The sequence below is a fragment of the Paenibacillus qinlingensis genome (assembly GCF_013204845.1).
In the GTDB taxonomy this organism is placed as follows: domain Bacteria; phylum Bacillota; class Bacilli; order Paenibacillales; family NBRC-103111; genus Paenibacillus_E; species Paenibacillus_E qinlingensis.
The window spans coordinates 123,657-135,806 of sequence record NZ_JABMKY010000017.1; the positions used below are offsets into that span (position 1 = coordinate 123,657).

12 protein-coding genes are annotated in these 12,150 nt (G+C 44.2%); 5 read left to right on the forward strand and 7 right to left on the reverse strand.

Features of this window, described 5'->3' with window-relative positions; translation table 11 throughout:
- Window positions 1-55: 55 nt before the first annotated feature.
- From HQN88_RS25700 to ylbJ, 3 genes are all read right to left on the reverse strand, one after another.
- A complete protein-coding gene (locus HQN88_RS25700) occupies window positions 56-727 on the reverse strand; it encodes a flagellar brake protein (RefSeq protein WP_173117879.1) in 672 nt (223 codons plus the stop codon).
- A gap of 133 nt (window positions 728-860) precedes the next feature.
- Window positions 861-3,458: an alpha-glucan family phosphorylase gene (gene glgP, locus HQN88_RS25705; RefSeq protein ID WP_246320455.1), complete on the reverse strand. Its 2,598-nt coding sequence runs from the start codon at window positions 3,456-3,458 to the stop codon at window positions 861-863.
- Window position 3,459: 1 nt separating this feature from the next.
- Window positions 3,460-4,698, reverse strand: coding sequence for a sporulation integral membrane protein YlbJ (gene ylbJ, locus HQN88_RS25710; protein ID WP_173117881.1), 1,239 nt, complete (start codon window positions 4,696-4,698; stop codon window positions 3,460-3,462).
- Between the two features lie 337 nt (window positions 4,699-5,035).
- Here ylbJ and HQN88_RS25715 point away from each other — a divergent pair, with 337 nt between their 5' ends.
- Window positions 5,036-5,428, forward strand: a complete 393-nt coding sequence (locus HQN88_RS25715) for a globin domain-containing protein (RefSeq protein ID WP_173117883.1) — start codon at window positions 5,036-5,038, stop codon at window positions 5,426-5,428.
- A gap of 48 nt (window positions 5,429-5,476) precedes the next feature.
- On the forward strand, window positions 5,477-6,178 hold the full coding sequence (locus tag HQN88_RS25720) for a DUF2225 domain-containing protein (RefSeq protein ID WP_173117885.1): 702 nt from the start codon (window positions 5,477-5,479) through the stop codon (window positions 6,176-6,178).
- 66 nt (window positions 6,179-6,244) lie between these two features.
- On the opposite strand, the gene HQN88_RS25725 is transcribed toward HQN88_RS25720, so the two are convergent.
- From HQN88_RS25725 to HQN88_RS25730, 3 genes are read right to left on the reverse strand one after another with little or no spacing between them, the layout of a single operon-like run.
- Window positions 6,245-7,354 (reverse strand): GGDEF domain-containing protein, encoded by a 1,110-nt coding sequence (locus tag HQN88_RS25725; protein WP_173117887.1) that lies wholly within the window; start codon window positions 7,352-7,354, stop codon window positions 6,245-6,247.
- 27 nt (window positions 7,355-7,381) lie between these two features.
- Window positions 7,382-7,627 carry a hypothetical protein gene (locus HQN88_RS37860; RefSeq protein ID WP_082595376.1) on the reverse strand — a complete coding sequence of 82 codons (246 nt, stop codon included), beginning with the start codon at window positions 7,625-7,627 and terminating at the stop codon, window positions 7,382-7,384.
- A gap of 3 nt (window positions 7,628-7,630) precedes the next feature.
- Window positions 7,631-7,795, reverse strand: coding sequence for a YycC family protein (locus tag HQN88_RS25730; protein ID WP_068668182.1), 165 nt, complete (start codon window positions 7,793-7,795; stop codon window positions 7,631-7,633).
- A 156-nt stretch (window positions 7,796-7,951) separates the two neighbouring features.
- Here HQN88_RS25730 and HQN88_RS25735 point away from each other — a divergent pair, with 156 nt between their 5' ends.
- Window positions 7,952-9,760, forward strand: coding sequence for a M3 family oligoendopeptidase (locus HQN88_RS25735; RefSeq protein WP_173117889.1), 1,809 nt, complete (start codon window positions 7,952-7,954; stop codon window positions 9,758-9,760).
- Window positions 9,761-9,805: 45 nt separating this feature from the next.
- Entirely contained in the window at window positions 9,806-9,928 is a 123-nt protein-coding gene (locus tag HQN88_RS38175; RefSeq protein ID WP_274319188.1) for a hypothetical protein, read from the forward strand.
- A gap of 291 nt (window positions 9,929-10,219) precedes the next feature.
- Here the strand turns inward: HQN88_RS38175 and HQN88_RS25740 are convergent, their stop codons facing one another.
- Window positions 10,220-11,479: a methyl-accepting chemotaxis protein gene (locus HQN88_RS25740; protein ID WP_173117891.1), complete on the reverse strand. Its 1,260-nt coding sequence runs from the start codon at window positions 11,477-11,479 to the stop codon at window positions 10,220-10,222.
- Between the two features lie 289 nt (window positions 11,480-11,768).
- On the opposite strand from HQN88_RS25740, the gene HQN88_RS25745 reads away from it, so the two are divergent.
- Entirely contained in the window at window positions 11,769-12,131 is a 363-nt protein-coding gene (locus HQN88_RS25745) for an O-methyltransferase (RefSeq protein WP_246320456.1), read from the forward strand.
- Window positions 12,132-12,150: the final 19 nt, after the last annotated feature.

A 12,150-nucleotide genomic window follows, 5' to 3' on the forward strand; every position in this document is an offset into this window, starting at 1 on the left:
TGCTTTAGCAAAATGTGCTACGTAATCATGGACTAAATTTTCGTGAAATTGTTTCTTAGTAGTTGGAGCAGTAGGCATCAATTTCTTGGAGAATGGATTCAGGCGTATGCCGAAATTCTGCGGCAACCCGATAGCTGTCGTTGCTGAAATGCGTAACTCTTACGATTTCACCATAAACAGTTATAGGTTGAGAGACATTCGGGAGTATGAAGCTGAACTCCAGAATCAAAGGAAAGAAAAGTCGATTGGATGTGACAAAGGATAATCCGCCAACACTGATATCGAGGAGTTGTCCGGTAAAAGCGACGCCCTTCTGAACAGATAAGCTTCGTATGCCAGCCACACGTAAGGTGATCGGTGTGCGCAGTGTAAGCTTAGCACGAGGATGTCTGCGGTTTTGATGTTGAAAAACTTCCTCAGGAATAGATAATGTCAGGGTACAGATCGTTTTTTTGAGTTCAAGACCAATCAAATCGACATAAGCGTAGTATAAAATGGCACCATCTTTGAAAGAAAATTCAACGAAAGAAACATGTTCGAGTTTGTCGAAAGGGTAAACACCCAATTGTTCAAGACATACCGTTATCGAATCTTCACTTATTTTGTCGATAGCAAAGTTATCTTCAAAGCAAAAAGGTTGTCCATCTTTACATTCACCAACAATGATAATATGACAATCCTGATTTGGCGAAAAGGAAGCCAATTCTAGTACCTTATTCCAATCCATAGCATCACCAAGTCGTTAGATTTACATTCACATCTGCCTGTACATCCTGTAAATACTCTTCTCATCATAATTTATCTAAGTCAATAAGAAAAGCCCCAAACGGGGCTTTAGCTTAGGTTATTCGATTTTATTCTTAAGACAAGGTGCTCGTAACGAGGGAGAGTTCAAACGAATGTGCAAAGTTGGTTGAGATGGGACGCACACGAATCGAGAAGTGAGGCCCATGAACAAGATGGGAGGGAATGGTAGCTTGGAAGCGCTGTGATTGCTCAATAAGTTCCCCAATCGGAGCCATGAGGATGATTTTCTGCTCCCACGTTTCGCCATTTTCTGCATAATAAATGACTTCTACTGCCGTATCCTGCGGCCAAATAGGGCCGAAATGGATTTGTGCCGTTATCTCTTTTGTCCCGGGTGGAATCTCATCCAAGGGAATGTCAGAAGTTGATTTATCGGCGTGATCATCATCAATATTCATGATTCTAACCTGATGCCAATTACTGCGGATGAACTGCTTGTAATCGGCAACTTTGGTCGCCACATCATAATTGTCCGCGACAAAAAGACGAGCACGTTTGGCTGTTGGTATATACGACAAATTCGTATAGTCTTGCACCATTCGGTGCGTGTTATAGACTGGGCTGAGCGATTGAACAGATTGCTTCATGCGTCTAATCCATTGATGAGGGATTTCACCTTGATTGTAGTAAAGTGGGATAATTTCATTCTCCAAAAGGTGATAAATCGCTTTCGTATTTTCTTTCTCCTGTGCAGCCCAGTCCGCGGCTCCCGTGGATCCGATAGCCCACCCATTCATACCGTTGTAGCCTTCTTCCCACCAGCCGTCCAGCACGCTAAAATTAAGAACGCCGTTCATTGCGGCTTTCTGGCCGCTAGTTCCGCTAGCTTCAAGAGGTCTGCGAGGGTTGTTTAGCCATATGTCGACGCCTTGAACGAGATAACGAGCCATGTTGATATCATAATTTTCGAGAATAACGATTTTACCGAGAAACTCTTTTAACTGAGAGATGCGGTAAATTTCTCGTATGAGATCTTGGCCAGGGTAATCAGCAGGGTGGGCTTTGCCTGCAAAAATAAACTGCACAGGTCGCTCAGGATCGCTGATAAGTTTCTTGAGTCGATACAAATCATTGAAAATAAGATTGGCCCGTTTGTAAGTAGCGAAGCGTCTGGCGAACCCAATTGTAAGGGCTTTAGGATTTAAATACTGTCGAACCTCTTCAATCCGTTCTTCGGATTCCCCGTTACGTTTGCGTTGCTCCATGAGACTATTGCGAGCATAACGCACTAAATCTTCCTTCAAATGCTGATGAACCTTCCAAATGGATTCGTCGGGAATAACCTCGATTTGCGCCCATTGATGCTCGTTGGACTGCTCCGCTCGCCATGTGCCTGGGAGGAATCGATCGAAAAGCTCCTTCCAAGCCGGGGCGGTCCACGTATCCAAGTGAACTCCGTTCGTGATTGAGCTGATCGGGACCTCACTGGCATCGATATGACCATGGAATTCCTTGAACATTTCGCGCGAAACCTGCCCATGTAGTTTGCTGACACCATTGCGGAGTCCCGCCGTATTCATCGCCAAATGTGTCATATTGAATTGCCCGGATTTATGATCAAGCCCTAATGAAATAATGCTTTGTTTATGCTTAGACAGCTCGCTGAAAAGGTGACCGAGATAGTGTTCCACCATCCCGACGGAGAACGTATCATGACCTGCTGGAACAGGTGTATGGGTCGTGAAAACAGTAGCGGAGCGCACGGTCTCAACCGCAACATGAAAAGGAAGTCCCAAGTGAAGCAGTTCTTTCAACCGTTCTAACGTCAGGAAAGCCGCGTGACCTTCATTGATGTGGTACACATTCGGGTAGATGCCTAGTGCGCGGAGGACCTTAACGCCACCGATTCCCAGCACCATTTCCTGGGCGATCCGCATATCTTGATTGCCCCCATACAACTGCGCAGTTAATGCTTTATCCCCGTCATTATTCGCTTCATGATCGGTATCCAGTAAAAAAACCAGATTGCGTCCAACCTTTGCAGCCCAAACCAAGAGAGTGATCGTGCGACCAGAGATATCGAGTGAGACCGTGAGCTGCTGGTCATTTTGAAGTACCGGACGAATCGGAAGCTGCGCAAAATCATAGGTGAATAATTCACTTTGCTGACTGCCATTCGCATCAATTTTTTGCGTGAAATAGCCTTTTTTATAGAGTAGGCCAACGCCTGCAAGCGGTATTCCGAGGTCACTGGAAGATTTGATATGGTCACCGGCAAGAATGCCAAGCCCGCCTGAGTAAATTGGAAGCGCTTCATGAAAGCCGAATTCAGCAGAGAAATAAGCAATTTGTACATCGCCTTCGGCTGCATGATTATTTGCATACCAACCGGGTTCATTCATATACGTATCGAATTTTAGTATGACTTGTTGATAACGCTCGACAAAATCAGTATTCTTGCTTAAGGCTTCAAGATGGGGAGCATCTAGCTCGTGAAGCAGTCGAACGGGATTGTGACCGAGGGCTTTCCAGCGGTTAGGATCCATGCTTTCAAATAGCTGCAATGCATCATGGTTCCAACTGAACCATAAGTTAAAAGCCAGCTCACGAAGTCGTTCAATCGTCTGTGGTAATTTTTTCGCCTCTTGGGGGACGGCTTCTATCATATCTGGATATTCGCTCCCTTTATAAACATGATCGTAGTTACCCATATTATCTTGTTCCACCAACCTTTTCATACACCAGTCTAAGTAAGGAATATGCGAGGAAGAGACTCATGATGACAGCAAAAGCACCAACAAAGACCATCGCACTTATCGGGAAAATAAGCTTTAGATAGCTCAAAACGGGTGAATTTGCCTCGTAGAGCGGCAAGAACACGGCCTGAGGACTTCGAAACCGTTGCATAGGCTCCCAAATAAGGAGAACAATAGCAGCAGAGAGAATGCCATGAAGGAGGCGGGCGAAAAGGAACGGGAGATAGCGCATGTTTGTATGGCTTAACAAGCTGACAATTTGGGCATGTACGGACATGCCGGCCCAGGAGAGGATGAAGGCGCCTATTGCGACTTTACTGGAAAGCGCCAACGCAGCGGGGGCACCACCTGCAGCTTTCGCACCGAGTGTTACTTCGAACAACCCATTCATGACGGCTTGCGAGAGTTCATGAGGTAAGCCCGTGAGCGTTAAGAGAGAAGTGATCAGAATGTAGAACACATTCATCACCTGAGCAGAAGTGAGAACCTCAAGAACGACCGAGAAGAAGACAACAAGTCCACCAACAACAAACATCAAACGAAGAGATTGAAGAATAGATTGGCTTAACAAGGTACCTAGAGGTCTTCCATCCTGTAGTCTCGCGTTGTGCATAGTCTCAAAGGCTTGTTTCCATATAGGACCTCTCTCCTTAATCGGCTGAGGTGTAGGTAACGCCTTCCTGCCATGAAACCGCATAACGAGGCCGATCATGAAAGAACCTCCATAGTGGGCAATGGCTAAAATAAAAGCTAAGGACGCGTCGTGGAAAAATCCGATCGAAACGGCTCCGATCAGAAATATCGGGTCCGAACTTGTTGTGAAGGCAACAAGCCGTTCACCTTCTTCGCGGTTGACCAGCTTCTGTTCCCAGAGCTGCGCTGTTAGCTTTGCACCGACAGGATAGCCGGCAGCAAATCCCATGGCCATCACGAATCCGCCAATCCCAGGGATACGGAAGACGGGACGCATCATCGGATCAAGCAGTGTGCCGAAGAAATGAACGATTCCGAAGCCGAGCATAATTTCGGAGATAACGAAGAAGGGGAATAAGGCTGGGAAGAGTACATCCCACCAAATGGAAACGCCGCGCAACGCGGCTTGAAACCCGTCATGCGGGAATAGAACCAAGCATACAATGATGGCTATGATAACAAATGATATAAGTAAGGCTGGGGTGAAGTTTTGTTTCGGCATAGACGGTAGATACCTCCTCTTATTCAACTATATGAATAAGCTTGGACATACATGCCGCCCCGTATTTCATGAAATAGCAGGTCGTCTAGATAAATACCCATGTCCAAGTAGGACTATTTAGCCTTTTATTTTAGTCTGCGGGACTGTTCAGTCCTTGTTTTTATGGTAAAATAGAACTAGTAATACTTAAATCCATACGTCGGGAGTGATTCAAATGACAGGTGTCATTGCCGGATTGGTTGTCTGTATGTTCGTGTTTGTCATTCGAGAAACGCTCATGCACGCAGGGGACGAGGATTTAGAGAACTATTGAATACGAATTGCGAGGTTTCTTGGTATGTCAGAGAGCAAAAACAGAACCATATTTGAGTTGATGGGGGGGGCGGAGACGGTAAGTCGTTTGGTAGAGGCCTTCTATCCGAAAGTGCAGCAGCACCCGTTACTTTCGCCGCTTTTTCCAGCTAACATAGACCCAGTTATAGAGAAACAGACATTGTTTCTCACCCAATTTTTCGGTGGGCCAACCTTGTACTCCGATCGCCATGGTCATCCGATGATGCGAGCTAGGCATATGCCTTTTCCGATTACAAGAGAACGTGCGGATGCATGGTTGGCTTGTATGACAGAAGCGATGGCTGATATAGGTATGCCGGATGATTTACAGGCTTTTCTCATAGAACGGCTAAGAGGTTCTGCCTATCATTTTATCAACACACCTGAGGAAGACTAGTCCATTCTTCCTATACCACAATAATTAGGGAAAAAGGCGGGATTGCAAGTGGTCGAACCTTTATATGACATATCAGTGACATGCACTTACTGTACCAATACGTTTAAGTCGAAGAAGGTTCGACCAAGCTTCAAGAAGGCAAGTAAAACAGATACGGATTTCTGCCTTCACTATAAGGATATTAATCCTGATTTCTACGTAGTGCGGATCTGTCCTTTTTGCGGGTACGCACATACGGAGAACTTCTCGGATAAATGGACTCCGGCGGAACGAACCATGTTCCATGAAAAAGTAGCTCAGAACTGGTCGATGCGCGATTATTGCAAGGAGAGAACGTGGGAAGATTCCATTCAGTGCTTTAAACTAGCGCTTCTAAGTGCACAAATCAAAAACGAGAAGTCACGTGTAGTTGCTGGTTTATTGCATCATTTGGCTTGGCTTTACCGGGACAAAGGTGACTGGGGGCAAGAAGAACGTTTCCTCACATTTGCGTTAGATTCCTATGTGAATGTTTTCGAAACGGAAGGCATGGATTTGAATAATGCGAAGCTCATGTATCTACTGGGTGAGCTGAACCGGAGATTACAACGTTTCCAAGAAGCAGTTAAATGGTTTTCACGGGTCATTAATGATCGTAAGATTATGGACGCCGGGATGATTAGGGCTTGTCGCGAACAATGGGTGACAACGCGAGAAGATATGCTTGCTATGCGTCTAGAACTGCCGGATGAGATGAAACAAGCTACGTAAAAGCACAATAGATCGGCAAGAAAATAAAATGAACGCTTAGCCATGGCACGGTATATAACCGGATGGTTAAGCGTTCATTTTTTGTGCAATTCCTTGTGGATGTTTGAATAGTGTGGGACGGTTTTTGCCAGTGTGCTTGGATTGATAGAGGGCGTGATCGGCTTCCGAGATTAATGTTTTAAGATCCATATGTGGAGAGTCAGCCGTTGAAATCCCGATAGAAATAGAGATGGGAGCCGCTTCCAAGCCGTTCTTTTTGTAGAGAAATAATTCCGCAATGGAGGTACATAAGGTTTGTCCGTAGCTAAGAACTCGTGCAGGATCTGTTTCCGTACAGAGCAGAATAAATTCTTCTCCCCCATATCTCGCCAGGTAATCTTGCTCATGAATCAAATGACGAAGAACCGAGCTTACTTCTTGGAGTAATTGATCGCCTTCTAAATGCCCGAATCGATCGTTGTAAAGCTTGAAATTATCGAGATCAATCATCATGATAGATACTTTACGCTTGTGTAAGGTACTCTGAGCGATGGGCATAAAACTTCTTAAGTTGGGCATCTTGGTTAAACCGTCTTGATTCGCTTGCATTTCAAGCTTGCGTTGCAGTCGCCAATTGTTGTTCTCGTCGTTCACCATGATGATGATCATGAAGAGGGTAGCGGAAGTAATAGCAAACATGAACAATTGATCAAGCGTATAGGACCAAGATAAACTGCGTTCTAGGAAACTATGGGTAAGTATACGCATAATGAAAACGAAACCACATATTTGTAGAGCGAGTCGAATAGGTATGTCCAAGAAGCCATTTCGGTATTCTTTGTTATGGAAAAAGGAGCTAATGAAGGCTGGAGCAATGAGGTCTTGTGCGATGATGAACCAGGCTTGATTTTCTTGTGAGATAAGACTAGAACCAGCAGGTAGTATGGTCGAGAAGAGGGCAACAGGTAATCCATATCGTAGACCTGCCATGAATATGGGTAATGAGCGAAGATCGATTAAGCCGAATGTCTCAGGAAGTGGAACCAGCATCATGATGATGCTGGCTAACCCTGTAAGCAAGGATGCAAAAAGATGTTCGTGTGAATCAATCAACATCTTGCTATGAACTTTTAAGGCCAAATAATTTAAGGTTACTAAGGTACATGCGCTTGTCAAAGGAATGAGGTACTCATTCATAAAGGTTCGTTTGCTCCTTGCAATGAACTATGAATTATGTTTATTTCGTACCGCGGTGTCCGCTAGTAAGTAATCTCGATCTGTATCCACAAGCGTCAACTTGTTATGACAACAAGGGAAGACAAGCAGTTTCTTTTTACCCTCGTGTATGGACTCGAGCTCATGAATTTTGAGCGGCAGCAAGACATTGGAGCTTAGACAGAATGGACATTGGGCCACATAAATGTCCTTCATGATGATGTCGTAAGGCCATGTGTTAGCAAAAGGTATCAAGGGCTACTTCGATTCCGATTCGCTCGTGTCTGACGATGTGCTTTTCGCGAGCTCAGCTAATTTTTGAAGAAGAATATGTTGTGGCATATGCATGAGATGTTCTAAAGGTACTTTAAGCTGCTCTGCTAATTTAACAGCTGTTTCAGGAGAAATTTGTAACGGTTTCATATTTTAGAAATCACCCATCCTGTTCCGATTTAGTCAGAAGGAACTATACATAATTGAATCATACTTTTTGAAGAGAAGCAATGAGGAAGATGCGGATAGTTGGCGAATGACTGGTGGATATGATTTAATTAAAAGTGGAAAGGAAAGGTGATCGCGTTGTTAACATTACCTCTTAATCAAACATGGAATCTTGAAACATTTTTCCCTGGAGGAAGTGATTCTCCTGCATTCGCAGCACACCTGAAGAAGCTTCAGGAGTCTATTGCATCTTTTCAAGAGCAAGTACGTCGTACAGCTTCTCCGCAAAGCGTAGAGGATACCTCGTCACTGGCACAATTGATTGAATTGCTTCAGCACAACGTGATGCATATTCATGAGGCAGATTCTTTCGTAGGTTGTTTGCAAGCGGACAATCAGAAGGATAAGAAAGCACCTGTGTTAAGCGGACAAGTCAAAAGCTTATATGCCGAGCATTTATCTTCACTTACTCATTTTGATCAGATTCTAACAGGGGTCCCTGATCAGGTTTGGGCAGCCGTGTTGCAACAAGAGCCCTTTCAAGCTATCGCTTTTTCGCTCGATGAACGTCGCGCATTGGCAAAAGAGAAGCTCCCGCCTGAGCAAGAAGCTTTAATAAATGATTTGGCCGTAGACGGCTATCATGGGTGGAGCGATTTGTATAATTCGACCGTTGGTCAATTCAGCATGGCTGTTGTAGTTGACGGTAAGAAGGTTGAATTGTCCGCAGGTCAAGCTTTCAATAAGCTGCATACCGAGAATCGTGAAGAACGTTTAGACCTATTTGATAAATGGGAACAAGCATGGACGGATAAAGAAGAATACTGTGCAGAAGCATTAAATCACTTGGCTGGCTTCCGACTTCAAGTTTATAAGGCAAGAGGCTGGAAAAGCATACATAAAGAACCACTAGCAATCAATCGTATGGAAGAAAAGACCTTGAACGTGATGTGGGACGTTATTGACCGCAATAAGGGACTTTTCGTGGAGTACTTACATCGAAAAGCGAAGCTGCTTGGTGTCGATAAGCTTGCTTGGGTAGATGTGGATGCGCCGCTGGGCGATTCCTCCAAGAAGATTTCCTATGACGAAGGTGCGAGCCTAATTATTGACCAGTTCAAGCGGTTTAGTCCGAAGCTTGCTGCTTTCTCTGAGGAAGCTTTCGAGAAACGCTGGATTGAAGCGGAGGATCGCCCTGGTAAACGTCCTGGAGGCTTCTGTACTTCATTCCCACTAGAGGGAGAGACACGTATCTTCATGACGTACGGCGGGACGCTGAATAACGTTTCTACGCTCGCTCATGAGCTAGGTCATGGGTACCACCAGCATGTCATGACGGATATGCCGGCGCTCGCGCAGGAATATGCGATGAATGTAGCTGAAACAGCTTCTACTTTTGCTGAAATGATCGTTGCAGATGCTGTCGTGAAGAGTGCATCGACAGATGATGAGCGGATTGTATTGTTGGAGGATAAAATTCAACGAGCTATCGCTTTCTTCATGAACATTCATGCGCGGTTTATTTTTGAGACGAACTTCTATGGGGAACGCAGTCAAGGCTTAGTGAGTGTGGAGCGCCTTAATGAGCTCATGGTTGATGCGCAAAAGCTTGCTTACAAGGATGCTTTGAGCAGCTACCATCCGCATTTCTGGGCAGCTAAGCTGCACTTCTACGCGACAGACGTTCCATTCTACAATTTCCCGTATACGTTCGGGTACATGTTCAGTGCTGGCATATATGCTAGAGCTGTGCAAGAAGGTGCAACCTTCGAAGACAAGTACATCTCCTTGCTTAGAGATACAGGAAGTATGAACGTAGAGGAACTAGCGCAGAAGCATTTAGGCGTGGATCTCACGGAGCCGGATTTCTGGCAAAGTGCTGTCGATATGGCAGCGCAAGACGTGAAGCAATTCATGGAGCTAACCGAATCGAAGGTACGTGTGTAGGTTTGGTTAGTGGCGGTAGGTGATGACGCGGGGGAGCAGTAGATAATGAATGAACATTACTGTCCCACTAAGGTTCCAACCAAAGATCAAACCAAAGATCAAACCAAAGATCAAACCAAAGATCTCAAACCAGTTAGCGCTGGCAAAATTGCAAAAGTGCACTTTTAAATGGGTTTTCACTTGATTTATTGGTCATTGATGCAAAAAGGCATCAATTTAGAGGGAATTGAGTGGAGATTGTTGAAAATCGCTAATAAGGATGCCTATTTGCACGTATTTTCTAGTTTTGAGGAAGAATGAGGAAAAAAGGTTGCCTATTTGCATTTTCAGGGAGAAATCATCCTTCAACATTGACTTATCCCGCACATGCATCATAAGCGTCCACACACTGCTTTCCGTCTCGTATCGAATAAATGAACAGCCCCCCTGAGGGATGACCTCAGAGGGGCTGTTTTTCGTTTAAAGCTTAAAGATTTGAATGGTTTGCTGCAACTGGGTCACAACCCGCGTCATTTCTTCCGCTTGCGTTACGATGCCCTGTACAGTTGAAATTTGCTCATTCATGGAAGCAGACACTTCTTGCGTACCAGCCGCGGACTCTTCTGTGATGGCTGAAATATTTTCCATCGCTGCTGCGATTTGTCCTGAGCTTTGAAGCATGCTTTCACTTTCTTCAGCAAACCGTGTAATTTCCTCTGAAATGAAGCCGACGCTGCCAACAATCTCAGCAAATACGATTTCGGTTTGATCGATTAAGACGGTTTGTTTCTTAACAACATCTTCATTGACTTGGATGCTGCGTATCGCATCTTGAATGCCTTGCTCAATGCTCTTAACGAAGCCGAATACTTCACGTGTAAGGGAAGTGGATTCTTCAGCAAGCTTACGTACCTCTTGTGCTACGACAGCGAATCCTCGGCCATGTTCACCGGCTCTAGCAGCCTCAATGGATGCGTTGAGGGACAATAGGTTCGTTTGCTCAGCAATTTCTGAAATGGAGCGTGTAACGCTCGTAATGCCGGCTGCTTGGCGAGCAAGCATATCAATCGTATCGGATACTTGTCTCGTTACTTCTACATTTCGTTTCATACCGACGCCTTGGCTTTCAACCGATGTGCGTCCTTTTTCTACGAGGGTCATCATGAGATCCGAACGGTGTTTCATTTCTTGGGCAGATCCAGCATAATTAACGATTTTCACTTCAATATCTTTCGATGTGATGGATACGCCAGAAATCTCCTCAGAGATTTGTCCCGCACCAGCAGCCAGCTCATGGGCCGAAATACTCACTTGCTCAAGAACAGTACGAAAGCTTTCATTCTTCACATAGATATCACGGCTTGTCTGGAAAACTTGCTTCGAAATAGAGCCTGTATCACGTAAAATATCGCGGAGCTTGTCAATCATTTTGTTGAAGGATTGGCCCAGTTGACCTAGTGAGTCGTCAGACGTGATAGCAACCTTCTGAGAGAAGTCCCCTTTAGAAATGTTAAGAGCAATCCGGGAGATACCATCGATTGGCTCCGTAAGTTGACCTTCAAACCAACGGATAAAGGGGAAGCTTCCAGCTAGGATAATAATTAGGAAAATAATGCCAAGTAAGCGGTTCCAGTCTGAGGCGAAAGTTACAATTAACATGAAGATCGAATTCAAACCAATTAGTGCAAAACAACCAAGTTGTAGTTTCTTTCTAAACGATAAGGATGAGATTTGTTCCAATCCGATCGACTCCTCTGCAAAATTTGTTTACTTATGGAGAAAAATAATAGGTGCATTTGAAAATTATATCACCGAACTTGGAAACATTCTACAGTTTTTCGACACAAATCGTTCGGTATTTACAAGAAATTTGGAAATTACATTAAGTGAATATAAAGAATATAGTGAATTATTCAAATATTGGAAATAAACTGTTGAATTATGTAAATTGTCTGGGTATAATAGGTCTACAGTCACAAAATTAACATAATTAGTAAATATACGTAATTTAAGGAGGAGTATTATAAAATTGGAACAGTTTACACTCGCGAGACAAATCGATATGGTATTTCGTAAGATTAAAGATGAGCTTTCTCATGTGAACTCAGGTACGGTGTTTGTTCATATTCGCAACAATGAGATTGGCAAATTTGGTATTAAACATTTGCCGTTTGAAAGCTCAGAGGGTGTATTGCCTGCAGCTGTTAGCGCGGGGTTAACGGAAATACAATTCCAAACGTTTCGTCAAATGGCAATCGAGTCACTTAAGCGTAAGAAGAGCTGGACGCATGGGGAAATTATGTTTGACTTTACTGTAAGAAAGAATGTTATTTCAATTAGCATCATGTTTGAAAGCAATTATAATATGGCTACATACGCACGAACGATTTAGCACTTATATACTTACTATT